The organism is Kosakonia sp. (assembly GCF_032052965.1).
GTDB lineage: Bacteria > Pseudomonadota > Gammaproteobacteria > Enterobacterales > Enterobacteriaceae > Kosakonia.
This window is the reverse complement of the sequence record NZ_DAMBVN010000017.1, coordinates 52,094-75,435: the sequence shown is the minus strand read 5'-3', so window position 1 is coordinate 75,435 and position 23,342 is coordinate 52,094. Positions and strand designations below refer to the sequence as shown.

Below are 23,342 nucleotides of genomic sequence, written 5' to 3'. Positions count from 1 at the left end.
GCCTAATTTATGAACGAAACGCAATCTCTGAGCCGTACCCAAGCCTGGTTAGAAAGCCTGCGCCCGAAAACACTGCCGCTGGCCTTCGCGGCCATTATCGTCGGCACAGTGCTGGCCTGGTGGCAGGGCTTTTTCGATCCGCTGGTGGCGTTACTTGCACTGGTGACCGCCGGTTTGCTGCAAATTTTGTCTAACCTCGCTAATGACTATGGCGATGCGGTGAAAGGCAGCGACAAGCCGGACCGCATCGGGCCGCTGCGCGGAATGCAAAAAGGCGCCATTTCACTTGCGCAAATGAAGCGCGCATTAATGGTGATCATTGCGCTGAGCTGCATTTCCGGATTGTTGTTGGTCACCGCAGCGACACAGACCATGACCGATTTTGTGGGCTTTCTGATCCTCGGCGGTTTATCAATTGTCGCCGCGATCACTTATACCGTCGGTAAACGCCCGTATGGCTATATTGGGCTGGGCGATGTCTCTGTGCTGGTGTTCTTTGGCTGGCTGAGCGTAATCGGGAGCTGGTATCTGCAAACCCATATGCTGATCCCTGCCGTGATCCTTCCTGCCACCGCCTGCGGTCTGCTGGCGACGGCAGTTTTGAACATCAATAACCTGCGTGATATCGACAGCGACCGTGACAACGGTAAGAACACGCTGGTAGTACGTTTAGGCCCCATAAACGCACGGCGCTATCATGCTGGCCTGCTGGCGGGCGCGCTGCTGTGCCTGGCGCTATTTAACCTGCTTTCGTTGCACAGCCCATGGGGCTGGCTGTTTCTTCTTGCCGCGCCGTTGTTAATAAAACAGGCCCGTTTTGTCCTGCGCGAGCGCGATCCCCGCGCTATGCCGCCAATGCTTGAACGTACCGTAAAAGGAGCACTCCTGACTAACCTTTTGTTTGTGATGGGAATTATGCTCAGCCAGGCACATTTATAACTGATTAATGTCAATTAACAATTGATGATTTTGCCAACAATGCGCGATGCGCGATATACTGACAACTCTCGCAGCAACTAAACGTTAAGCCTATGAAATACGATACTTCTGAGCTTTGTGATATCTACCAGGAAGAGATCAACGTCGTGGAACCTCTGTTCTCCAATTTTGGCGGACGGTCATCTTTTGGCGGGCAAATCATCACAGTGAAATGTTTCGAGGACAACGGGTTGCTGTACGATCTGCTCGAACAAAATGGCCGTGGTCGAATCCTGCTGGTAGACGGCGGCGGCTCGGTGCGCCGGGCGTTAATCGATGCCGATCTCGCGCGCACTGCAGTGCAAAACGAGTGGGAAGGCATTGTGGTCTATGGTGCGGTGCGCCAGGTAGACGACCTTGAAGAACTGGATATCGGCATTCAGGCGATTGCCGCAATTCCGGTTGGTGCTACGGGCGAAGGCATTGGCGAAAGCGATGTTCGCGTCAATTTTGGCGGCGTCACCTTCTTCTCCGGCGACCATCTCTACGCCGACAACACCGGCATTATCCTGTCGGAAGATCCACTGGATATCGAATAAAAAAAGGGCGCCGACAGGCGCCCTTTTTTATTTTCATCATTTCGGATAACGCTACGCTTATCCGGCATGGACTGGCGATTAGGCGAAAGAAAGCGTAATCAGACTTCTTCCATGCGCCCTAACAATGCCTGCAAACGCTCCTGCCAGCCGTGTTGCTGCTCTCTTAACTGGTGGTTTTCGCGCTCCAGCTCTTCACGACCCTGCTGTGCGGATTGCACTTCCTGAGCCAGGCTGTTGTTTTTGTCTTTCAGCTCTTCGATTTCCATCTGCAACAGCGTGATGGTATCAATCGCCTGCTGCACTTTCGCTTCCAGTTTCTCAAATACTTCTAATGACATTGTCATACCTCTCCTGAGTTGCAAGGCGTTGATGGATATTCACTTCACTCTTCGGCGAAACCCGTAGCCCGCCGAATGATACGTGTCTTTAAAATCCTCGTCCCAACGATTGGTGACGCCTTATGAATATGAGCGTATTTCGCTTGTTACCGATTGTATGAAGCCCACCAGCCCCTGTCCAGCGTAGAGCCGCGCTGTTTGCGCTTTGCAACACTTTTCAGTCTGCTCCTGGTGCAAGACACGCATCTATCTATAAATTGTTAATTCCCCGGTTACAAAAATGATTCAGCTCTCATTTCTCCATGATGCAAAAATGCGCACTAGCGCTCGAAAACGCTCATTTTATTGACGCAGTACACACATTTTAATTTCGATATTTCTCGTTTTTGCTCGTTAACGATAAATTAACACTATGTCTACACGACATCATGGCGGCCTTGTACCTCCGTGCTAACAATAACCACTAAACTTTTGCAGGATCCGATTATGAGTCAAACATCAACCTTAAAAGGCCAGTGCATCGCCGAGTTTCTCGGCACCGGGTTGTTGATTTTCTTCGGTGTGGGCTGTGTCGCGGCACTAAAAGTGGCTGGTGCCACCTTTGGTCAATGGGAAATCAGTATTATTTGGGGTCTGGGCGTGGCGATGGCCATCTACCTGACCGCAGGGGTTTCCGGCGCGCATCTCAACCCGGCAGTGACGATTGCATTGTGGCTCTTCGCCAGTTTTGACGGACGTAAAGTTGTTCCTTTTATCATTTCTCAGTTTGCCGGCGCGTTTTGCGCGGCTGCACTTGTTTACGGGCTTTATTACAATCTTTTCCTCGACTTTGAACAAACACACAACATGGTGCGCGGTAGCGTAGAAAGCCTTGATCTGGCTGGTATTTTCTCAACGTACCCGAACCCGCACATCAATTTTGTACAGGCTTTCGCCGTTGAAATGGTGATTACCGCCGTTCTGATGGGTGTGATTATGGCGCTGGGCGATGATGGTAACGGTATTCCGCGTGGTCCGCTGGCGCCGTTGCTGATCGGCCTGCTGATTGCCGTGATCGGCGCATCGATGGGACCGTTGACGGGCTTCGCCATGAACCCGGCACGTGACCTCGGGCCGAAAACCTTCGCCTGGCTTGCGGGCTGGGGTAACGTCGCGTTTACCGGCGGTAAAGATATTCCCTACTTCCTCGTGCCGTTGTTTGGGCCGATTGTAGGGGCGGCGTTAGGCGCATTCGGTTATCGTAAATTGATTGGTCGCCATCTGCCGTCCGATGCCAGTGAGGCTGCGGAAGAAAAAGGCACCGCCTCCACCACTCAACAAAAAGCTTCGCTGTAATGTGACTACGGGAACATAACCATGACTGACAAAAAATATATCGTTGCGCTCGACCAGGGCACTACCAGCTCCCGCGCCGTGGTGATGGATCATGACGCCAACATCATCAGCGTTTCACAGCGTGAATTTGAACAAATTTATCCGAAGCCAGGCTGGGTTGAACATGACCCGATGGAAATCTGGGCCTCGCAAAGCTCCACGCTGGTGGAAGTGTTAGCGAAAGCCGACATCAGTTCAGACCAAATCGCCGCTATCGGAATTACCAACCAGCGTGAAACTGCAATTGTCTGGGAGCGCGAAACCGGTAAGCCCATTTATAACGCCATTGTCTGGCAGTGCCGCCGTACGGCTGATATTTGCGAAAAACTGAAACGCGACGGCATGGAAGAGTATGTGCGTAACGCCACCGGCCTGGTGGTTGACCCTTACTTCTCCGGTACCAAAGTGAAGTGGATCCTCGACCATGTCGAAGGCTCCCGTGAGCGCGCCAAACGCGGCGAACTGCTGTTCGGTACGGTCGATACCTGGCTTATCTGGAAAATGACCCAGGGTCGCGTCCACGTGACCGATTACACCAACGCCTCGCGTACCATGCTGTTCAACATTCACGAGCTGGACTGGGATGACAAGATGCTGGACGCGCTGGATATTCCGCGCGCCATGCTGCCACAAGTGCGTAAATCATCCGAAGTCTACGGTCAGACCAACATTGGCGGCAAAGGCGGCACGCGTATTCCTATCGCCGGTATTGCCGGTGACCAGCAGGCAGCGCTGTTTGGCCAGCTGTGCGTTAAAGAAGGGATGGCAAAAAACACCTACGGCACCGGCTGCTTTATGCTGATGAACACCGGTGAGAAAGCCGTGAAATCCGAGCATGGCCTGCTGACCACCATTGGCTGCGGCCCGAAAGGCGAAGTGAACTATGCGCTGGAAGGTGCGGTGTTTATGGCGGGTGCGTCCATTCAGTGGCTGCGTGATGAGATGAAGCTGCTCAGCGATGCATTCGACTCCGAATATTTCGCCACCAAAGTGAAAGACACCAACGGCGTGTATGTCGTGCCTGCGTTTACTGGCCTTGGCGCGCCATACTGGGATCCGTATGCCCGCGGTGCCATCTTTGGCCTGACCCGTGGTGTTAACGCCAACCACATCATTCGTGCCACGCTCGAGTCTATTGCTTATCAGACCCGTGACGTGCTGGAAGCGATGCAGGCTGACTCCGGCATCCGTTTACACGCGTTGCGTGTGGATGGCGGCGCAGTGGCGAACAACTTCCTGATGCAGTTCCAGTCCGATATTCTTGGCACCCGCGTGGAACGTCCTGAAGTGCGTGAAGTGACGGCGCTGGGTGCGGCGTATCTGGCTGGTCTGGCTGTCGGTTTCTGGCAAAATCTGGATGAGCTGCAGGAAAAAGCCGTCATTGAGCGCGAATTCCGCCCGGGTATCGAAACCACGGAGCGTAACTTCCGCTACAGCGGCTGGAAAAAAGCCGTTAAACGTGCACTGGCATGGGAAGAGCGCGACGAGTAATCCCTTTACAACGCCCTCTCACTCACGGTGAGAGGGCGTCTGCCCGGCCACCCTCCCCCTCTCGCTGTGATAAACTTCGCTCAATTTCTTTCACTATAGAGTTTGTTATGAGACGAGAACTTGCCATCGAATTCTCCCGTGTTACTGAAGCTGCGGCGCTGGCTGGCTACAAATGGCTGGGACGCGGCGACAAAAACACAGCTGACGGCGCGGCGGTCAATGCCATGCGTATTATGCTCAATAACGTCAATATCGACGGAACCATTGTCATTGGCGAAGGGGAAATTGACGAAGCGCCGATGTTGTTTATCGGTGAAAAAGTGGGCACGGGTAAAGGCGATGCCGTTGATATTGCGGTCGATCCGATTGAAGGTACCCGCATGACGGCCATGGGGCAGGCCAACGCACTGGCCGTGCTGGCCGTAGGCGATAAAGGCTGTTTCCTCAATGCGCCGGATATGTATATGGAGAAGCTGATTGTCGGGCCGGGAGCCAAAGGCGCTATTGATCTTAACCTGCCACTGGCGGATAACCTGCGTAATGTTGCGAACGCGCTGGGCAAACCGCTGAGCGAGCTGACGGTGACAATTCTGGCGAAACCGCGCCACGATACTACCATTGCAGAGATGCAAACACTGGGTGTGCGTGTTTTTGCCATTCCCGATGGTGATGTGGCGGCCTCGATCCTGACCTGTATGCCAGACAGTGAAGTGGATGTGCTGTACGGCATTGGCGGCGCCCCGGAAGGGGTCGTTTCTGCCGCAGTGATCCGCGCGCTTGATGGCGATATGCAGGGCCGCCTGCTGGCTCGCCATCAGGTCAAAGGCGACAGCGAAGAGAATCGCCGGATTGGCGAGCAGGAGCTAAAACGCTGCCGCGGTATGGGGATCGAAGCCGGAAATGTCCTGCGTCTGGACGAAATGGCGCGTAGCGACAATGTGATCTTTTCCGCGACCGGCATTACTAAAGGCGATCTGCTGGATGGCATTACCCGTAAGGGGAATATCGCCACCACCGAAACGCTGCTGATCCGCGGCAAATCACGCACCATTCGCCGTATCCAATCCATTCACTATCTTGATCGCAAAGATCCGGATGTGCAGCGTCATATACTGTAAGGGTATTTGTTCAATTGAGCTTTCCGGCCCCGGCGGGCTGGAAATCTCACACCGCAAGCATGAAGATAAAGCAACGCAACAGAACAGGAGATAACCATGGCGGACTGGGTAACAGGAAAAGTCACAAAGGTACAATTCTGGACCGATGCGCTGTTTAGCCTCACCGTACGTGCCCCCGTTCTCCCCTTCACTGCCGGGCAATTCGCCAAACTTGGGCTGGAAATTGACGGCGAGCGTGTTCAACGCGCTTATTCCTATGTGAATGCGCCAGGCAACCCCGACCTTGAGTTTTACCTCGTGACTGTTCCGGAAGGGAAATTGAGCCCGCGTCTGGCAGCGCTGCAACCCGGCGATGAAATTCTGATGGTCAGCGAAGCCGCTGGATTTTTCGTGCTGGAAGAGGTTCCAGACTGCGAAACGCTGTGGATGCTGGCGACCGGAACGGCGATTGGGCCGTATCTGTCGATTTTGCAGGAAGGGAAAGATCTTGAGCGCTTTAAAAATCTGGTACTGGTTCACGCGGTACGCTACGCGGCAGATTTAAGCTATTTACCGTTGATGCTGGAGCTGCAAAAACGCTACGAAGGTAAATTACGTATTCAAACCGTCGTCAGCCGGGAAACGCTTTCCGGTTCACTGACCGGGCGCATACCGGCGTTGATCACCAGCGGCGCGCTGGAAGAGGCCGTCGGGCTACCGATCAACGCGGAAACCAGCCATGTGATGTTGTGCGGCAACCCGCAGATGGTGCGCGATACCACGCAATTGCTGAAAGATACCCGGCAAATGGCGAAACATCTTCGCCGTCGACCGGGGCACATTACTGCTGAACATTACTGGTGATCAGCGGAATTTTACTTCCAGCGTATCCTTGCCGTATTTGTTTTCTCCCTGGGTGCCGATAAACGCGCCCAGGTCAATCAGCATCATCACCACAATCACTACCGGGATCAGGCGTCCCACCACCCACGCCATAGTCTCATTCAGAACTTCCCAATGGCCGGAAAGCAGCATCCACGCCAGCACCATCAGAAATCCCCACGCACCGTGACGCCCTCTGTCATGCAGACGTTTTACCATCACGCAGGCCGTCGGCCAGACCAGACACACCAGCAAAAAAGCCGCCATCTGAAAATCAAGCATGCCACTGTTTGCCAGTGCAAACAGTACCGTCATGCTCACGACCCAGAGCACGATCCAAATCCAAAAATCACGGCGCCCGATGCGCCCTTTGAAGGAAAACAACCACTGCTGTATGCCCATGTAAGGTTCCTTATTATCGTAATGCTGCGTAGTTTACCCTGGCGGCGGGAGTTTTTGACAAGCCCGTCTGTTATCGTTTTAATCGTGAGCAAACTGTACAGAGGACGATGTTAATGAAAGCGTGGCGTTATCAAATTTGGCTGCTATTTTCAGCGCTGGTCTTCTGCTCGCCCGCCATGGCGGAAGACACACCAACGGTGGCGACTGCGCCCTATTTACTGCCGGGCGCGCCGACGTTTGATCAATCTATTAGCCAGTTTCGCGAGAAGTTTAATAACGACAATCCTACGCTTGTGCTAAATGAATTTCGTGCAGTAGACAGTGACGGCGACAAAAGCCTGACCCGCGCAGCAACGAAAATTAATGAAAACCTCTACGCCTCCACGGCGCTGGAGCAAGGCACGCTGAAAATCAAATCAATGCAGATCACCTGGCTACCCGTGCAAGGGCCGGAGCAAAAAGCGGCAAAATCGAAAGCACAGGAGTATATGGCGGCGTTTATTCGCGAATTTTCGCCAACGCTGACCAGCGCGCAAAGTGTACAGAAGCTGCAAAAGTTGCTGACGAATGGCAAAGGCAAACCCTACTACGCCGAAACGGAAGGCGCGATCCGCTATGTGGTAGCAGATAACGGCGAAAAGGGGCTGACCTTCGCTGTTGAACCGATTAAGCTGGCGTTATCTGAGGCCCTTGAAGGTAACAATAAATGACAAAAAGCAAAGCCTTTCAGGGGATGAATCTCTATACTGTTTCACAGACATGCTGCCCCCAGGGGCGGCCATATTCCTTAATTCGCCAAGCGCGTGGAGAGTAAAAATGCGACATCCTTTAGTGATGGGTAACTGGAAACTGAACGGCAGCCGCCACATGGTAAACGAACTGGTTGCTAATCTGCGTACCGAACTGGCCGGCGTAACAGGCTGTGCCGTTGCTATTGCCCCACCTGAAATGTACCTGGATCTGGCTAAGCATGCTGCTGACGGTAGCCACATCGTACTGGGCGCGCAGAATGTTGACGTTAACCTGTCTGGCGCATTCACCGGCGAAACCTCTGCCGAGATGCTGAAAGATATTGGCGCGAAATACATCATTATTGGTCACTCTGAGCGTCGTACTTACCACGCGGAGTCTGACGAATTCATCGCCAAAAAATTTGCGGTGCTGAAAGCGCAGGGTCTGATCCCTGTACTGTGCATCGGCGAAACCGAAGCGGAAAACGAAGCCGGTAAAACGGAAGAAGTGTGTGCACGTCAGATCGACGCAGTACTGAAAACGCAGGGCGCAGCTGCGTTCGAAGGCGCAGTCATTGCTTACGAACCGGTTTGGGCTATCGGTACTGGCAAATCCGCCACCCCGGCACAGGCACAGGCTGTTCACAAATTTATTCGTGATCACATTGCCAAAGCAGACGCGAAAGTGGCTGAGCAAGTGATCATTCAGTACGGCGGTTCCGTTAACGCTGGCAATGCTGCAGAGCTGTTCACCCAGCCGGACATTGATGGCGCACTGGTTGGCGGCGCGTCACTGAAAGCAGACGCATTTGCCGTGATCGTAAAAGCAGCCGAAGCAGCAAAACAGGCCTAATCGCTGTTAGCTGCTTACTACCTCTCCCCCTGCCGGGGAGAGGCTTATTCAGAGTCTCCCCAGTACGCTAAACCACGCGTAATCCAGCGGTAACAACACCAGATATGTCGCCACCGCCAGCGCCAGACACAGCAACATCCCCGCACGGGCAGGTACTTTTCCCAGCGCCATCGCCACTACAATCGGTGACGCCTGATAAGGCAATAGCGGCGTCGAATAGCCCAGCACCTGGATCATAATGACCGACAGCAGTGGGAAACCGGTCGCCTCGGAGAAACTCTGCGCCAGCGTAGTAAACAGCGCAGGAACTCCGTTCGCAGTCATAATAAAATTCAGAGCCGTGGTGATGCCCGTCAGCGCCAGGAAGCTGGTGAACGGCCGGTCGGGATCGAGTGGCATGACATGCAGCAATGCATCACCCACCGCGTTACCGATGCCAGTCTGCGTCACGGTGATCGCCAGACCCAGGATCCCGGCAACATAAATACAAGTGCGAATGTTCACCCCGCTGGAAAACTCATCGCCATTAATAAACCCGACACGCGGCAACAGCGTCACGCAGGCCGCCGCCAGGCCCGTCCACGTCGGGCCAATGCCATGCCAGCTTTCGGTCACCCACAGTGTCAGCACTACAGCCAGTAACCACGACAGGCGTTTCTCCTGTCGACTCATTGGCTGTGAAGGCAACTGTTCACGTGGCGCTTGCGGCTGGCCCGGGAACAGCCAGCAAATCAGGCCAATCAGGATCATGCCTTTCAGGATCCCCAGAACCGGCGTGTGCAACAGCAGGTACGGCACATAATTAAGGTGAATACCGTATGAGCCTTCTGCCGCACCGCTCATCACCAGGTTAGGTACGTTTGCAGGCAGAATAGTAGCGGAAAGCTGGAACGTGCCAAATCCCACCGCCAGCGCCAGTCCGTACCAGGGGCGCGTCCCCTCGTGAATGCCCGCGCGTGCAGCCATCGCTGCGACAATCGGCATTAACAGCGCAATGCGTCCCATATTCGAAGGCATGACAAAAGCCAGTGCATAACTCAAGAGCACGACGCTGGCGACCATTTGCAGCCATGAGTCGGTCAGTTTCGCCGATAGCGCCGTCGCCGCCCGATCTGCCAGCCCGGTTTTACGGATGGCGACGCCCAGCACAAAGCCGCTGAACACCAACCAGAAAGCGGAGGAAGCAAAACCGCCAAAGATGACGTCCGTGGGCGCGATTTTTGCCACCATCGCCGCCGTAAAAAACAACAGCGCAGTAATAAACTCCGGCAGCAATGAAGTGGCCCACAACACAATGGTGATACCGACAATCACAGAGGGAAGGAACAGAGGATGTGTAAACCAGAGCGACATGCCTGTCTCCTGTAGATTTTTTCAGCAAGTCTACGGCGACAGGCAGGAGGAGTAAACGCGAATTATGGTGGGGCTATTTCAGAATATCGCATTGATGATCCTGAATTTCCTCAGCCGAAGCACGGTTAAATGCCAGCCAGTTTCGCTCCGTTGCCAGCAAAATAAAGGAGCCATCGGCCTGCTGCGCCATCGCCAGCGCAAAGCGCCCCAGATGGGCTTTCGCTTCCGGCACTTCTTCAGCCAGCATCAGGAACGGGCTGCGCTGTACCAGCTCCGCCTCGGTCACGCGGCGCGCCAGATAGTGATGACCCCGCAAACCGCCGGGGAAATCCAGCCACTGGCTGCTAATGCGGGCCGCATTGTCATTAAGCTGAGCGCGCACGTCTGAACGCAGGCAGGAAATATGAATATGGAAATGGTTTTGCGTGCGCCCGGTACGCGAGTTAATTGTCAGAGAGATGGCGTTTTCCGGCACTTTACTGCCGCGCTGTTTGCTCATCACATCGCGGGATTGCCATGCCTGCCAAAAGAAATTGGGGGTCGCAGGATCGAGCAACAGCGGGCTCTCCGTACCGTTGATGCGGTAAGTCGGCATCAGCAAAAATTGGAGCGGGCCGTTGCGATCTTTCATCAGTACATAGCCGCTTTTTTGGTTAACCTGCGCGCAAGGTTCCGGGGAGTGATGCTCGCGGGCATTCGGCAGGCATTGCTCCAGGACTATCTGACGTAAGGCATTAGGATTGCCGCTACTCTTAAGCCAATACCAGGCTCCTGCCCCGGCCAATACGGCCAGCACCAACAGAGCAACCGCGATGCGACGAGCTGTTTTCATATTTCCGCTTCCTTTGCTGAAAGAATCGGAATGATAGCGCAAAACGCCAGGGAAGTTGGAAATCCAGAATTTTGCCAGAACCAAACGACATCGCCCTCATGCGAGGGCGATGTGAAGAGGAAGAATTAACGCTTACTGATCTGGTCGAAAGTACCGCCATTAGAGAAATGCTCTTTCTGCGCTTTGGTCCAGCCACCAAACTCATCATCAATGGTAAAGAGTTTCAGTTTCGGGAACGCATTAGCATATTTCGCGGCGACCTGCGGATCGCGCGGGCGATAGAAGTTCTTCGCTGCGATCTCCTGGCCCTCCGGTGAATAAAGATACTTCAGGTAAGCCTCGGCAACTTTTTGCGTGCCTTTTTTCTCCGTCACTTTATCCACCACCGACACTGTCGGCTCGGCAAGGATCGATTCACTCGGCGTCACAATCTCGAACTTATCTTTACCCAGTTCATTGGTCGCCAGTAGTGCTTCATTTTCCCAGGCAATCAGCACATCACCGATACCACGTTCTACAAAGGTGTTGGTTGCGCCGCGTGCGCCAGAGTCCAGCACTTCTACGTTCTTAAACAGCGCCTTCACGAACTCCTGAGCTTTCGCCTGATCGCCACCATTCTGATGCAGGGCGTAACCCCAGGCCGCTAGATAGTTCCAGCGTGCGCCACCGGAGCTTTTTGGGTTCGGCGTGATCACCGAGACGCCGGGCTTGATCAAATCGCTCCAGTCATGAATTTGTTTCGGGTTGCCTTTACGTACCAGGAAAACGATAGTTGAGGTATAGGGCGCGGAGTTATCTGGCAGGCGTTTGATCCAGTTTTTATCAATGCGCCCGCGTTCAGCGATAGCGTCAACGTCATAAGCCAGCGCCAGCGTCACGACATCCGCGTCGATACCGTTGATAACAGAGGTCGCCTGTTTGCCGGAACCGCCATGCGACTGGCGAATCACAACGTTATCACCGGTTTCTTGTTTCCAGTGCGCACTGAACGCCTTGTTGTATTGTTCATACAATTCGCGCGTTGGATCGTAAGATACGTTTAATAACTGGATATCCTTTGCCAGAACGCTGGTGGAAGCCAGCAGTAGTATTATTCCCACGCCCCATTTATTCATCGCCCACTCTCTCAAGGTTAGCTATTTTGATGGCCTCAGAGTGCCAGAAAGCGAATCAATGAATAAAGAATAAAAAAAGATTTGCTATAACTTGCGGGAATATCAGAAGTGAAAAAACGCCCTCGTATTTGAGGGCGTATCGGTAATTAATAAAGCTTTTTCGCGCAGTCCAGCCAGTCACCTTTAAACGGACGCTTCATGTTTTCGATAGCATCAATGATGTCATGGTGAACCATTTTTTCGTTCTGGATGCCGACACAGCGACCGCCGTAGCCCTGCAGCAGCAGTTCGATAGCGTACGAGCCCATACGGGAAGCGAGAATACGGTCGTAAGGAACCGGCGAACCGCCACGCTGGATGTGACCAAGCACGGTAGCACGCGTTTCACGCTGAGTTTCGCTTTCAATATACTTCGCCAGTTCATCGATATCACAAATGTGTTCAGTGATGGCCACAATCGCGTGTTTTTTACCTTTCGCGATGCCGGCTTTGATTTCCGACACCAAATCTTCGCGGTTGAATTCCACTTCCGGCAGAACGATAAACTCGCAACCGCCGGCAATGGCCGCCGCCAGGGTCAAATCGCCGCAATAGCGCCCCATCACTTCAACAATGGAGATGCGCTGGTGAGAGGAGGAAGTGTCACGCAGGCGGTCAATAGCTTCAACCACGGTTTGCAGCGCGGTGAAGTAACCGATGGTGTAGTCAGTACCCGCTACGTCGTTGTCGATGGTGCCTGGCAGACCGATGCACGGAAAGCCCATTTCCGTCAGGCGCTTAGCACCCATATAGGAACCGTCGCCGCCGATAACAACCAGCGCGTCGATACCGCGTTTTTTCATGTTCTCAATAGCCACGGCGCGGATATGCTCTTCACGGAACTCCGGGAAGCGGGCAGAACCCAGGAACGTACCACCGCGGTTGATCATGTCGGATACACTGTAGCGGTCTAGCTGGATCATACGGTCTTCGTACAGGCCGAGGTAACCATCATAAATCCCTGCAACTTCAAGACCTTCTGTTAATGCTGCGCGGACGACACCGCGGATCGCGGCATTCATGCCTGGCGCATCACCGCCACTTGTTAACACACCGATTTTTTTAATCATGACTACCTCTGAACTTAGGAATGCAAAATAAAATTCTGTGGCCCGAAGCGACTCCCCAATGGGAGCGAACAACTATGCTGCAAATAGTATATCAATCCCTGGTTGCTGAATTGATTCAGGTCAGGCCAAATGGTGATAATTTATACACAAAAAGCAGGCCTGACGCATTTTTTTTCCACTGAAAAACGAAAGCTTTTAATTGCTTATCGTCCCTGAATGACAACGGAGCAAGGATCCTGATGAATAATCACATCCGATCCCGGAAAACGCTGCAGAATCGCCTGCTCGACCTGATCGGCAACCCGATGAGCCTGAACCAGCGGCAGGTTATCTTCCATTTCTAAATGAATTTGAATAAAGCGAGTCGGCCCTGACTGCCGCGTGCGAAGATCGTGTGCACCGCTGACGCCCGGCCAGGAAATAACGATTTCGAAAATTTCCTGACGCTCGTTGTCGGGCAATGCACGATCCAGTAATGCCTGGACTGCGTCGTAACCCATGCGTAACGCGCTGGACAAAATATAAACGCCAATACCCAGCGCAAATAATGCATCTGCCCGGTGCCAGCCATACCATGACAAACCAAGAGCGATAAGGATTGCGCCGTTCATCATAACATCAGACTGATAATGAAGCATATCCGCCCTCACGGCCTGGCTCTGGGTTTTACGCACCACCCAGCGCTGAAAAGTGACCAAAATCACAGTACTGAGCAACGCGACCACAGTGACTACCACACCAATGCCTGGCGCATTCAAAGGTTCAGGTTTGACGAGATGCTGAATACCGGTCAAAAACAGAAACAATGCCGAGCCGGAAATAAACATACTTTGCGCCAGGGCAGCCAGTGATTCCGCTTTGCCGTGGCCGAACGTATGCTCTTCATCCGCAGGCTGGAGTGAATAACGCACTACCAGCAAGTTGGTCAGCGACGCGGCAATGTCGACCAGCGAATCAACCAGGGCTGCCAGGATACTGACTGAACCGGTAAACCACCATGCGAAGATTTTAATGACCAGTAATGACGATGCCATGACTGTCGCGGCGACTGCGGCGCGGGTGACCAGCCGCCCATAGGATTCATTCATAGAGGCTCCTGCTTTTCTATGCAGAAATTATAACGGATGGTGCGGGCGGCAATGAAAGGATTAAACGTAAGAAGAGGTGATAACAAACCGTATGATGCGATAGAAGCCCTTGTTTCTATAGGGAATCGACTACCATCGTTGATGTCATTCGCAGACATACAGATGATAGCCAATTCCCTGACGATTTTTACTGCGTCACGTTTTCAAACAGTGACACAGAATAGAGCCACGCAGGTTACTTGTAAGAGTCAGGGAATTGCACCGGGAGGGCAAACGTTCGAGCGGGCCTAAAGTATATTTCGACCATATGTAGGGTATTTTCAGGCAAGCCGCATGAAAAGTATTACTCCCTGTTTTTCATTAAGGCAGTTGCTATCTGTCTTGCGCCATTTAGGGATTTTATTTAACGGATGAAAACACTGTTTACAGGCAAGAATGCCAAAGCATTGATAAAAAAAACCCCTCCATCATGGAGGGGAAGACAGGGATGGTGTCTATGGCAAGGAAAACAGGGTTTGTTACTGGTAATGCCGGGTACTGCTGCTACTTAACACTGTTGACGGGGAACTTTGCTGCATCTGCGCAATTTCTCGCAGTTGTTCCATCCGTTGTTGATGCTTCTGGTTTAAAACCGCTTGCTGCTCCGGCGTGAGCAGGTGGTACATCTGGTTGCGGACTTTTGCCATTTCAACCTGACGAGCCACCTGTTCCTGCGCCATCTTTTCTGCCTGAGCGCGCACAGCGTTTTCATCAAAATTTTCTGCGGTGACAAGACTGTGCATTGTCTCCATTTCGCTAACATTAACAGGAGGCTGATCGTGCCGTGCCTGTCTCATGAGATCCCGCATCTGTTGACGTTGCTGTTCGGTTAAATTAATTCCGTCGAACATATGGTTCTGGACACTGCGCTGCGCGAGACTATCAGTCGGGTGCCAGTTATCGCCTGTTACGACCTCAGCCGCCTGGCTAACAGCACTTAACGCCAGCGTTGAGGCCATGACGGCAGCGGTAACTTTGCGCATCATTTACTCCAGTAATATTTCCGTATCGCGTATCAACGAGAATGAGTCTACGATTCAGGCTGCAAACATGCGTCAGGGGGTGTAAAACAACGTAAAGTCATGGATTAGCGACTCTTGATGACGTAATTTCTGCCTCGGAGGTATTTAAACAATGAATAAAATCCTTTTAGTAGATGATGACCGAGAGCTTACATCCCTGTTAAAAGAGCTACTCGACATGGAAGGTTTTAATGTGCTCGTTGCTCATGACGGGGAACAGGCGCTCGACCTCCTCGACGACAGTATCGATTTGCTTTTGCTCGACGTGATGATGCCGAAGAAAAACGGCATTGATACCCTTAAAGAGCTACGTCAGACACACCAGACGCCTGTGATTATGTTGACTGCACGCGGCAGCGAGCTTGATCGCGTTCTTGGCCTTGAACTGGGCGCGGATGACTACCTGCCGAAACCGTTTAATGACCGTGAGCTGGTTGCACGTATCCGTGCGATCCTGCGCCGTTCACACTGGAGTGAACAACAGCAGAACAGCGATAACAGTTCCCCAACGCTGGAAGTGGATGCATTAAGCCTTAATCCGGGTCGCCAGGAGGCCAGCTTTGATGGCACGGCGCTGGAGCTGACGGGCACGGAGTTCACCCTGCTTTACTTGCTGGCTCAGCATTTGGGTCAGGTGGTTTCTCGTGAACACCTGAGCCAGGAGGTTCTGGGCAAACGCTTAACGCCGTTTGACCGCGCCATCGATATGCACATTTCGAACCTGCGTCGCAAACTGCCGGACCGCAAAGATGGGCACCCGTGGTTTAAAACCTTGCGTGGTCGCGGCTATCTGATGGTATCCGCTTCATGATAGGAAGTTTGACTGCCCGCATCTTTGCCATTTTCTGGCTCACGCTGGCGCTGGTTTTGATGCTGGTATTGATGGTGCCGAAGCTTGATTCGCGCCAAATGACAGAACTGCTCGACAGTGAGCAGCGTCAGGGGGTGATGATCGAGCAGCATGTCGAAGCAGAACTCTCTAACGATCCACCTAACGACCTGATGTGGTGGCGCAGGCTGTTTCGCGCCATCGACAAATGGGCGCCGCCGGGTCAACGACTGCTGCTGGTGACGAGCGAAGGCCGCGTCATTGGTGCCGAGCGCAATGAAATGCAGATCATCCGCAATTTCATTGGCCAGGCAGACAACTCCGATCATCCGCAGAAGAAAAAATATGGCCGGGTAGAAATGGTCGGCCCTTTTTCAGTGCGTGACGGCGAAGATAACTACCAACTCTATTTGATTCGACCTGCCAGCAGCTCGCAATCCGACTTTATCAACCTGCTGTTCGATCGCCCGCTGTTACTGCTGATCGTCACCATGCTGATCAGTTCACCCTTGTTGCTGTGGCTGGCATGGAGCCTGGCAAAACCGGCGCGTAAACTGAAAAATGCAGCCGACGAAGTCGCCCAGGGCAATTTACGGCAACATCCGGAGCTGGAAGCCGGGCCACAGGAGTTTCTCGCCGCCGGTGCCAGTTTTAACCAGATGGTAACGGCACTGGAGCGCATGATAACCGCGCAGCAGCGCCTGCTTTCCGATATTTCTCACGAACTGCGTACACCGCTTACGCGCCTGCAACTGGGTACGGCGTTGCTGCGTCGCCGCAGTGGCGAAAGCAAAGAGCTGGAACGAATTGAAACGGAAGCACAGCGACTGGATGGCATGATAAACGACCTGCTGGTCATGTCGCGTAATCAGCAAAAAAATGCGCTGGTGAGCGAAACGGTCAAAGCTAACCAAATGTGGAAAGAGGTGCTGGATAACGCCGCCTTTGAAGCAGAACAGATGGGGAAATCCCTGACGGTCAATTTCCCGCCGGGGCCATGGCCGCTGTACGGAAACCCGAACGCGCTGGAAAGTGCGCTGGAGAATATTGTCCGCAATGCGCTGCGCTACTCACACAGCAAAATCGAAGTCAGCTTTGCGGTGGATAAAGACGGCATCACCATCAACGTTGATGATGACGGTCCTGGCGTCAGCCCGGAAGATCGCGAACAGATTTTCCGCCCGTTCTACCGGACAGATGAAGCACGTGATCGGGAATCCGGCGGCACCGGGCTGGGACTGGCGATTGTAGAAACCGCTATCCAGCAGCACCGCGGTTGGGTAAAAGCGGATGACAGCCCGCTGGGCGGTTTACGCTTAACGCTCTGGCTGCCGTTATACAAACGCGCATGACTGCATGCCCTCTCCCGGCAAGAGAGGGCATTTTCTTGCCCGCGATTATTTACCCCACAACCGACGGGAATCATCTTCAATTTTGCCGTGGATCCGCCGGTTCTGTAACGTTCGCGTCCAGCTGGCCGATAACCCTGCTGCCGACAACAAACGGTGGTACTGCTCATCATCAAACGGCTGATACCAGGCAATCGCACCCGCTTCATCAACGCTCACATCGCTAACCCGTGACGCCAGCTCCAGCGGCGAATCCGTTGAGACGCGCCCCGCTGCAATCACCCGATACAACCAACCGACTTTACCGCTTGCCTGCATCTGTGATGCCATGTCGCTGATAGCAAAGTGAAAGTTAAGTTTAAAGCAGGGCGAGCGCGGCTGCGTAACCTGAATCAGGGCATCGCCCCAACGGAAAATATCACCGATAAACACCGTCTTTTCCGTCAGACCAAACGTGGAAAGGTTCTCGCCAAAAGCCGGGGCGCAAAACAACGTTGTCTGCTCGGGGAAACGCTCAGCCCACCAGGCATAATGCTCACGTGGATAATGGCAGAGTGCACGATCCGGGCCGCCGTGGTAACTCTTTTCAGCCTGCTCATCGCCCGCCAGCCCTGCCCCGGTGAGCATCAGTTCACCTTCAACCTGTAATTTTGCGATAGCGCTTGGGCGACTGCCCGCGTAATCCCTGACTTTACCCATAAACACATCAACCGGATGGCGCATTTTCTCTCCTTAGATTTTTATCTGTCACGCTGTTAACTTCGATTTTTTTACCCGGCAAACACCCAGAAATGCGACATTGGTTGGCTTGCCGCCGCACAAGACGTGCTATCACTTACTTGATATTTGAAACGCCATTTCATTCATCAAGGAGACTCTATAATGAGCCAGGTAACCCCTTTCTCCGGCGTCTGGTGTCCTTCTATTACGCCAATGGACAGCGCAGGACGGATTGATTTTAACGGATTGCGTCAACATCTCGCACGCCTAAGTGCGGCGAAAATCGACGTAATATTGTTGATGGGCAGTATTGGCGAGTTCGCCTCCCTCTCACTCGAAGAACGGCTGCTGTTGATCCGCGAAGCTCGCGCAATGTCTTCCGGCGTCATGGTCGCCAATGTCTCTTCGACCTGCTTTAACGATATGCTGTTGATGGCAGCAGAAGCGTACCGCGCAGGTTACCAGGCGGTAATGGCGCTACCGCCTTATTACTATGGGCAGACTGCCAGGCAATTATTGAACTATTTTCGCGCACTGGGTAACGCGTTCAGCGGCAAATGGTTTGCGTATAATTTTCCGGCACGAACCGGCTGTGATTTAACGGCAGATTTAGTGGCGACGCTGGCGGCGGAGTTCCCGAATTTTGCCGGTATCAAAGATACGGTGGATTGCCAGTCGCACACCCGCAATATGATCATTGCCACCCAACAAGTGCGCTCCGATTTTGCGGTCCTTTCCGGTTATGACGAGTACTACATTCCCAATTTGCTGGCGGGTGGCGCCGGGGTGATCTCCGGGCTGAACAACGTGATGCCGGAGCTGTTTGTGAAAGCTCGCGAAGCCTGGCAGCAAAAGGATTTAGCCGCGCTGGAGATTGTGCAACGCGAAATCGGCAAATTTATGGCGATTTATGCCATTGGCGATGATTTTGTCACCACCATTAAAACCGTGGTTTCGCGTAAGTTCGGTTATTGCACGCCAACTGCACGCAACATGGGCGGAGCGCTTAACGAAGACCAGTGCAATATTATTGATCGGGTTTTTGGCACCCAATAATGTCGGATGGCGCGACGCTTAACAGATCTGGCACATGCGTAGCGCCATCCAGGTAAGGGTTATTTCACCGTATTGCGTATTATGATTTCCGCCTCATTGCCTTTCACTTTACGTGACCAGAGAGACGTCAAAATCGGCACCAGAACTGAGGTGACAATTACCGAGGTCGCCACCAGAGCAGTCGCTGCGGGTGCCATCGCTTTAAAGTCCGGCACCATTTCAGCAATCAGCACCGGCGTGGCCACCGCAGCACCCGCAGAGCTGGAGGCTGCCAGCCCGGCAGTGCCATCGCCACCGCCAATCATTTTGTCGGCAATGATCAGCGGAATTCCGGTAATTACAATCACCGCCAGCCCCAGCAGAATGCCCAACAACCCGGTTTGAGCAATCACGCTTAAATCAATGGTATTACCCAGCGCGAAAGCAAAAAACGGGATCAGGGTCTGTACGGCTTTACTGAAGAACTCTCGCAGTTCCGGATCCAGGTTCCCTAACGCGAAGCCGACCAGAAAGGGCAACACAGCCCCCACGAACACGTGCGGCTCGAAGGAGGCGATCCCAGCGGTACCAAGGATAATCATTGTCATCAACGGCCCGGATTCGAGCGACATCAGCACAAAGGCCCCGGCTTCCTCTTTGGTGCCATATTGCTGCATGATGGATGCATAAAGCCCGCCATTGGTCATATCCATCGAGGCCACCAGCGCCAGCGTCGACAACCCGGCAAAGAAACCCGCCTCTACGCCATGCGCGGGGATTAAGCGTGACGCAACGGCGGCCACTACCCATGCCACGGCGATTTTTGTCACCACCAGCGTACCGGATTTACGCAGTACCGTCCCGGTAGCGCTCAGCTTGATCGACGCCCCCATGCAGAAAAACCACACCGCCAGAATCGGCACCGTGCCGGTGATCATGCCGTTTGTGAAGGAGCCGAAATATTTTCCCGCACCGGGCGCAAAAGTGTGGCACAACGCACCGATAAACAAGGGAACCAGCATCATACCGCCCGGAATTCTCTCTATTGCACGTTTGATTTGCATATATTCACCTGTCGTCAAAAACCACTGATTTTGCTGTGCCGACCGAGGGACGCTCAGCGCTGATGACAGGATGTTAGAACCACTTCGGAGAGGGAAAAGTGATCAACCGTACATAACAAAACATTATTTCATTATTTTAGGATCAATGTTTTTATTAGCTAACGCACTCACACTTTGCCATAAAAAAACCCCCGTCGGCAGTGCCTGGCGGGGGTTTATCTCACCTCAGGGTGAGCGACGAAATCGTCTTATTTTTTCGCAGCAAAACGGGCAGCAGCTTCGTCCCAGTTCACCACGTTCCAGAACTCTTTAATATAGTCCGGGCGGCGGTTCTGGAATTTCAGATAGTAAGCATGTTCCCACACATCCAGGCCCACGATCGGGAAGCCGGACGCGCCAGAAATCGCTTCGCCCATCAGCGGGGAATCCTGGTTTGCTGTCGAAACGACCGCCAGTTTGTCGCCTTTCAGCACCAGCCACGCCCAGCCGGAACCAAAGCGGGTTGCAGCCGCTTTTTCAAATTCAGCTTTGAAGTTATCAACGGAACCGAAGTCACGTTCGATAGCGGCTTTCAGATCACCCTGCAGGGTGGTGCCTTTTTTCAGGCCTTTCCAGAACAGGCTGTGGTTAGCGTGGCCGCCTGCGTTGTTACGCAGCACGGTTTTTTTATCTGCTGGCAGCTGATCCAGTTTGGTGATCAGTTCTTCAACAGGCAGATTTGCGAACTCCGGCAGGCTTTCCAGCGCTGCGTTTGCATTGTTCACATAAGTCTGGTGATGTTTGGTGTGATGGATTTCCATCGTTTGCTTGTCGAAGTGCGGTTCAAGGGCATCATACGCGTACGGCAGAGCAGGCAGTGTATAGCTCATGATCATCTCCATTAAAGGTAAGCGGCTACTGTGTTAATGCCGCGTAAGCAGTTGGTTCATTATAGTTAATTAAATGATATTGAAAATGTTTATCAATGCCGTAGTTTTTATAAGGTTATAACTTTTGGTTATGTTACTGAAATTGTGAAGCCGCTCACCTCCATAACGCGCTCATTGCCAGCTCCCGCCGTTACGCGGCAAACGCCTCAAGGTTAATCCTGCGCCTGATTTTTACACTCATCGGGTCGGCTGCTCGTATCCCGGCGATAAAAACAAAGAGGATCCAAAATGAGTAACGCGATTACGATGGGTATTTTATGGCATTTGATAGGTGCGGCCAGTGCAGCCTGTTTCTATGCCCCGTTTAAAAAAGTGCAACACTGGTCCTGGGAGACCATGTGGTCAATCGGCGGCATCGTCTCCTGGTTGATCCTTCCCTGGGCTATCAGCGCGCTGTTATTGCCTGATTTTTGGGCTTATTTCAGCTCGTTTAATGCCTCCACACTACTGCCAGTGTTCCTGTTCGGCGCCATGTGGGGTATCGGCAACATTAACTATGGCCTGACCATGCGTTATTTGGGCATGTCGATGGGCATTGGTATCGCGATTGGCATCACCCTGATTGTCGGTACGCTAATGACGCCGATTATTAATGGTAACTTCGATGTGTTAATTGGCACCCCTGGCGGTCGCATGACGTTGCTCGGCGTGCTGGTTGCCCTTGTTGGCGTGGCGATTGTGACGCGTGCGGGCCAGTTGAAAGAACGCAAAATGGGCATCAAAGCAGAAGAGTTCAGCCTGAAAAAAGGGCTGGCGCTGGCCATTATGTGCGGCGTGTTTTCCGCTGGCATGTCCTTCGCCATGAATGCCGCAAAACCGATGCACGAGGCCGCAGCAGCACTGGGAATCGACCCGCTATATACCGCATTGCCCAGCTATGTGGTGATCATGGGCGGCGGTGCGCTGGTAAACCTCGGCTTCTGTTTTATTCGTCTGGCAAAAATGAAAAACTTGTCGATAAAAGCCGACTTCTCGCTGGCAAAACCGCTACTTATTAGTAATGTTCTGCTGTCCGCGTTGGGTGGGTTGATGTGGTATTTGCAGTTCTTTTTTTATGCGTGGGGTCACGCACGCATCCCGGCCCAGTATGATTACATCAGTTGGATGCTGCACATGAGCTTCTATGTGCTGTGCGGCGGTATCGTTGGGCTGGTTCTGAAAGAGTGGAAAAACGCCGGCCGCCAGCCGGTCGGGGTTCTCAGCCTGGGTTGTGTGGTGATCATTGTCGCCGCCAACATCGTTGGCCTCGGCATGGCCAGTTGATCAGGCTGCAATACGACTACGATGACGCCACTGACCTGGCGTCATCCCTACCTCACGACTAAACACCACCGAAAAGTAGTTACTGTCTTCAAACCCGCATTGCATGGCGATTTCGCTGATCATCTGCTCAGAATGCTGCAACAGGTACTGCGCATGGCAAATACGCAACTGACGCAAGTAGTGGTTGATGGTCATTCCGGTCTGGGTGCGAAACTGCTGACGCAACGCCCTTTCACTGCACTGCTCCTGCTCGCAAAACTGCTCCAGCACAAAACTGCGGTTCAAACTACCGGACAACGCAGTGATCAACTTATCCAGCAGGGCTTCACTGTGGGTGGCCGCAAGATTATCGGTGGCGAAACGGTGGCGTTTTAGCGTCAATATGAGCTGCGCGAACAGTGTTTCCGCCATGAGATTGTCGAGCGGATCGGGCCTTGCGCTCTCATGCTCAAGTTGCGTAATGACCTGCCGCGCCTGTGCCATACCTGTGCTACCAATACGCCAGTGCGGTACCCAATTTGAGCCATGCAGGCCGGGAATATGCGCTGCCCAATCAAGATTTAAGGTCAGCCGTTCCGGACAATAGATAATATTTTGCAGCACCAGATCGTTAACCGACGCGTACGAATGGCAATCTTCCGCACGGATATAAAACAAATCACCGCGGGTAATGCGGTAAGGGCGACCATTAAGCACATGCAAACCGTTGCCGCGCCATACCAGCACCAGTTCATAAAACTCATGGGTATGTTCGGCAAAGACATTTTGCGGATAGCGATCCGCCACCGCAACGGCCTGGCCAGCGCGGGGAAAGAAGTCTGCTTTACGAAGGATTAACTGACCTGCCACAACGCCACCTCTGCCGTGAACAACCTGCCATTATTAGCGGATCCACGGCAAAAAATCGGTG

At 53.1% G+C, this 23,342-nt stretch carries 24 protein-coding genes; 12 read left to right on the top strand and 12 right to left on the bottom strand.

Annotated features, from left to right (window positions below; genetic code table 11):
- Positions 1-9 precede the first annotated feature (9 nt).
- Both menA and rraA read left to right on the top strand, forming a co-directional pair.
- The gene (menA, locus tag RTX30_RS18020) at positions 10-939 is read left to right on the top strand and encodes a 1,4-dihydroxy-2-naphthoate polyprenyltransferase (protein ID WP_312691541.1); all 930 of its coding nucleotides are present in this window, start codon (positions 10-12) and stop codon (positions 937-939) included.
- 92 nt (positions 940-1,031) lie between these two features.
- Positions 1,032-1,517, top strand: coding sequence for a ribonuclease E activity regulator RraA (gene rraA / locus RTX30_RS18015; RefSeq protein ID WP_312691540.1), 486 nt, complete (start codon positions 1,032-1,034; stop codon positions 1,515-1,517).
- A gap of 98 nt (positions 1,518-1,615) precedes the next feature.
- On the opposite strand, the gene zapB is transcribed toward rraA, so the two are convergent.
- Positions 1,616-1,861 carry a septal ring assembly protein ZapB gene (gene zapB / locus RTX30_RS18010; RefSeq protein ID WP_312691539.1) on the bottom strand — a complete coding sequence of 82 codons (246 nt, stop codon included), beginning with the start codon at positions 1,859-1,861 and terminating at the stop codon, positions 1,616-1,618.
- Between the two features lie 480 nt (positions 1,862-2,341).
- On the opposite strand from zapB, the gene RTX30_RS18005 reads away from it, so the two are divergent.
- The 4 genes from RTX30_RS18005 (at position 2,342) to fpr (ending at position 6,681) form a co-directional block, all read left to right on the top strand.
- Complete coding sequence (locus tag RTX30_RS18005) at positions 2,342-3,190, top strand: MIP/aquaporin family protein (RefSeq protein WP_312691538.1); 849 nt, start codon at positions 2,342-2,344, stop codon at positions 3,188-3,190.
- Between the two features lie 21 nt (positions 3,191-3,211).
- Positions 3,212-4,720: a glycerol kinase GlpK gene (gene glpK / locus RTX30_RS18000; RefSeq protein WP_312691537.1), complete on the top strand. Its 1,509-nt coding sequence runs from the start codon at positions 3,212-3,214 to the stop codon at positions 4,718-4,720.
- Positions 4,721-4,827: 107 nt separating this feature from the next.
- Positions 4,828-5,838, top strand: coding sequence for a class II fructose-bisphosphatase (gene glpX / locus RTX30_RS17995; protein ID WP_312691536.1), 1,011 nt, complete (start codon positions 4,828-4,830; stop codon positions 5,836-5,838).
- Between the two features lie 96 nt (positions 5,839-5,934).
- A complete protein-coding gene (gene fpr / locus RTX30_RS17990) occupies positions 5,935-6,681 on the top strand; it encodes a ferredoxin--NADP(+) reductase (protein ID WP_312691535.1) in 747 nt (248 codons plus the stop codon).
- On the opposite strand, the gene RTX30_RS17985 is transcribed toward fpr, so the two are convergent.
- Entirely contained in the window at positions 6,682-7,101 is a 420-nt protein-coding gene (locus RTX30_RS17985) for a DUF805 domain-containing protein (protein ID WP_312691534.1), read from the bottom strand. It lies immediately after the preceding gene.
- Positions 7,102-7,214: 113 nt separating this feature from the next.
- Here RTX30_RS17985 and RTX30_RS17980 point away from each other — a divergent pair, with 113 nt between their 5' ends.
- Positions 7,215-7,811, top strand: coding sequence for a YiiQ family protein (locus RTX30_RS17980; protein ID WP_312691533.1), 597 nt, complete (start codon positions 7,215-7,217; stop codon positions 7,809-7,811).
- Between the two features lie 106 nt (positions 7,812-7,917).
- On the top strand, positions 7,918-8,685 hold the full coding sequence (gene tpiA, locus RTX30_RS17975; protein WP_312691532.1) for a triose-phosphate isomerase: 768 nt from the start codon (positions 7,918-7,920) through the stop codon (positions 8,683-8,685).
- 48 nt (positions 8,686-8,733) lie between these two features.
- Here tpiA and RTX30_RS17970 read toward each other — a convergent pair whose 3' ends face one another.
- The 6 genes from RTX30_RS17970 to cpxP all read right to left on the bottom strand — a co-directional run bounded on the left by RTX30_RS17970 (position 8,734) and on the right by cpxP (position 15,204).
- Entirely contained in the window at positions 8,734-10,038 is a 1,305-nt protein-coding gene (locus tag RTX30_RS17970) for an SLC13 family permease (RefSeq protein ID WP_312691531.1), read from the bottom strand.
- A gap of 73 nt (positions 10,039-10,111) precedes the next feature.
- Entirely contained in the window at positions 10,112-10,870 is a 759-nt protein-coding gene (locus RTX30_RS17965) for a CDP-diacylglycerol diphosphatase (RefSeq protein WP_312691530.1), read from the bottom strand.
- Positions 10,871-10,995: 125 nt separating this feature from the next.
- A complete protein-coding gene (locus tag RTX30_RS17960) occupies positions 10,996-11,985 on the bottom strand; it encodes a sulfate ABC transporter substrate-binding protein (protein WP_312691529.1) in 990 nt (329 codons plus the stop codon).
- Between the two features lie 146 nt (positions 11,986-12,131).
- On the bottom strand, positions 12,132-13,094 hold the full coding sequence (gene pfkA / locus RTX30_RS17955; RefSeq protein ID WP_312691528.1) for a 6-phosphofructokinase: 963 nt from the start codon (positions 13,092-13,094) through the stop codon (positions 12,132-12,134).
- 203 nt (positions 13,095-13,297) lie between these two features.
- Positions 13,298-14,182 (bottom strand): CDF family cation-efflux transporter FieF, encoded by an 885-nt coding sequence (gene fieF / locus RTX30_RS17950; protein ID WP_312691527.1) that lies wholly within the window; start codon positions 14,180-14,182, stop codon positions 13,298-13,300.
- Between the two features lie 518 nt (positions 14,183-14,700).
- On the bottom strand, positions 14,701-15,204 hold the full coding sequence (gene cpxP / locus RTX30_RS17945) for a cell-envelope stress modulator CpxP (protein WP_312691567.1): 504 nt from the start codon (positions 15,202-15,204) through the stop codon (positions 14,701-14,703).
- A gap of 151 nt (positions 15,205-15,355) precedes the next feature.
- On the opposite strand from cpxP, the gene cpxR reads away from it, so the two are divergent.
- Both cpxR and cpxA read left to right on the top strand, forming a co-directional pair.
- Complete coding sequence (gene cpxR, locus RTX30_RS17940; protein ID WP_312691526.1) at positions 15,356-16,054, top strand: envelope stress response regulator transcription factor CpxR; 699 nt, start codon at positions 15,356-15,358, stop codon at positions 16,052-16,054.
- Positions 16,051-17,424, top strand: a complete 1,374-nt coding sequence (gene cpxA / locus RTX30_RS17935) for an envelope stress sensor histidine kinase CpxA (protein ID WP_312691525.1) — start codon at positions 16,051-16,053, stop codon at positions 17,422-17,424. The genes cpxR and cpxA overlap by 4 nt, the downstream gene beginning before the upstream one ends.
- Positions 17,425-17,469: 45 nt before the next feature.
- On the opposite strand, the gene yiiM is transcribed toward cpxA, so the two are convergent.
- Positions 17,470-18,144: a 6-hydroxyaminopurine reductase gene (gene yiiM, locus RTX30_RS17930; RefSeq protein ID WP_312691524.1), complete on the bottom strand. Its 675-nt coding sequence runs from the start codon at positions 18,142-18,144 to the stop codon at positions 17,470-17,472.
- Positions 18,145-18,303: 159 nt separating this feature from the next.
- Between yiiM and RTX30_RS17925 the strand changes: the two genes are divergently transcribed.
- Positions 18,304-19,197: a dihydrodipicolinate synthase family protein gene (locus RTX30_RS17925; RefSeq protein ID WP_312691523.1), complete on the top strand. Its 894-nt coding sequence runs from the start codon at positions 18,304-18,306 to the stop codon at positions 19,195-19,197.
- Positions 19,198-19,256: 59 nt separating this feature from the next.
- On the opposite strand, the gene kdgT is transcribed toward RTX30_RS17925, so the two are convergent.
- Together kdgT and sodA are read right to left on the bottom strand one after the other, a co-directional pair.
- Positions 19,257-20,240 carry a 2-keto-3-deoxygluconate transporter gene (gene kdgT, locus RTX30_RS17920; protein ID WP_312691522.1) on the bottom strand — a complete coding sequence of 328 codons (984 nt, stop codon included), beginning with the start codon at positions 20,238-20,240 and terminating at the stop codon, positions 19,257-19,259.
- Between the two features lie 248 nt (positions 20,241-20,488).
- Positions 20,489-21,109, bottom strand: a complete 621-nt coding sequence (gene sodA / locus RTX30_RS17915) for a superoxide dismutase [Mn] (RefSeq protein WP_312691521.1) — start codon at positions 21,107-21,109, stop codon at positions 20,489-20,491.
- 288 nt (positions 21,110-21,397) lie between these two features.
- On the opposite strand from sodA, the gene rhaT reads away from it, so the two are divergent.
- Positions 21,398-22,432, top strand: coding sequence for an L-rhamnose/proton symporter RhaT (gene rhaT / locus RTX30_RS17910; RefSeq protein WP_312691520.1), 1,035 nt, complete (start codon positions 21,398-21,400; stop codon positions 22,430-22,432).
- On the opposite strand, the gene rhaR is transcribed toward rhaT, so the two are convergent.
- A complete protein-coding gene (gene rhaR, locus RTX30_RS17905) occupies positions 22,433-23,281 on the bottom strand; it encodes an HTH-type transcriptional activator RhaR (protein ID WP_312691519.1) in 849 nt (282 codons plus the stop codon).
- Between the last annotated feature and the right edge of the window lie 61 nt (positions 23,282-23,342).

Bases quoted from the DNA above. Each gene is read 5' to 3' on its own strand.
- menA (WP_312691541.1), top strand. From the start codon at position 10: ATGAACGAAACGCAATCTCTGAGCCGTACCCAAGCCTGGTTAGAAAGC.
- rraA (WP_312691540.1), top strand. From the start codon at position 1,032: ATGAAATACGATACTTCTGAGCTTTGTGATATCTACCAGGAAGAGATC.
- zapB (WP_312691539.1), bottom strand. From the start codon at position 1,861: ATGACAATGTCATTAGAAGTATTTGAGAAACTGGAAGCGAAAGTGCAG.
- RTX30_RS18005 (WP_312691538.1), top strand. From the start codon at position 2,342: ATGAGTCAAACATCAACCTTAAAAGGCCAGTGCATCGCCGAGTTTCTC.
- glpK (WP_312691537.1), top strand. From the start codon at position 3,212: ATGACTGACAAAAAATATATCGTTGCGCTCGACCAGGGCACTACCAGC.
- glpX (WP_312691536.1), top strand. From the start codon at position 4,828: ATGAGACGAGAACTTGCCATCGAATTCTCCCGTGTTACTGAAGCTGCG.
- fpr (WP_312691535.1), top strand. From the start codon at position 5,935: ATGGCGGACTGGGTAACAGGAAAAGTCACAAAGGTACAATTCTGGACC.
- RTX30_RS17985 (WP_312691534.1), bottom strand. From the start codon at position 7,101: ATGGGCATACAGCAGTGGTTGTTTTCCTTCAAAGGGCGCATCGGGCGC.
- RTX30_RS17980 (WP_312691533.1), top strand. From the start codon at position 7,215: ATGAAAGCGTGGCGTTATCAAATTTGGCTGCTATTTTCAGCGCTGGTC.
- tpiA (WP_312691532.1), top strand. From the start codon at position 7,918: ATGCGACATCCTTTAGTGATGGGTAACTGGAAACTGAACGGCAGCCGC.
- RTX30_RS17970 (WP_312691531.1), bottom strand. From the start codon at position 10,038: ATGTCGCTCTGGTTTACACATCCTCTGTTCCTTCCCTCTGTGATTGTC.
- RTX30_RS17965 (WP_312691530.1), bottom strand. From the start codon at position 10,870: ATGAAAACAGCTCGTCGCATCGCGGTTGCTCTGTTGGTGCTGGCCGTA.
- RTX30_RS17960 (WP_312691529.1), bottom strand. From the start codon at position 11,985: ATGAATAAATGGGGCGTGGGAATAATACTACTGCTGGCTTCCACCAGC.
- pfkA (WP_312691528.1), bottom strand. From the start codon at position 13,094: ATGATTAAAAAAATCGGTGTGTTAACAAGTGGCGGTGATGCGCCAGGC.
- fieF (WP_312691527.1), bottom strand. From the start codon at position 14,182: ATGAATGAATCCTATGGGCGGCTGGTCACCCGCGCCGCAGTCGCCGCG.
- cpxP (WP_312691567.1), bottom strand. From the start codon at position 15,204: ATGCGCAAAGTTACCGCTGCCGTCATGGCCTCAACGCTGGCGTTAAGT.
- cpxR (WP_312691526.1), top strand. From the start codon at position 15,356: ATGAATAAAATCCTTTTAGTAGATGATGACCGAGAGCTTACATCCCTG.
- cpxA (WP_312691525.1), top strand. From the start codon at position 16,051: ATGATAGGAAGTTTGACTGCCCGCATCTTTGCCATTTTCTGGCTCACG.
- yiiM (WP_312691524.1), bottom strand. From the start codon at position 18,144: ATGCGCCATCCGGTTGATGTGTTTATGGGTAAAGTCAGGGATTACGCG.
- RTX30_RS17925 (WP_312691523.1), top strand. From the start codon at position 18,304: ATGAGCCAGGTAACCCCTTTCTCCGGCGTCTGGTGTCCTTCTATTACG.
- kdgT (WP_312691522.1), bottom strand. From the start codon at position 20,240: ATGCAAATCAAACGTGCAATAGAGAGAATTCCGGGCGGTATGATGCTG.
- sodA (WP_312691521.1), bottom strand. From the start codon at position 21,109: ATGAGCTATACACTGCCTGCTCTGCCGTACGCGTATGATGCCCTTGAA.
- rhaT (WP_312691520.1), top strand. From the start codon at position 21,398: ATGAGTAACGCGATTACGATGGGTATTTTATGGCATTTGATAGGTGCG.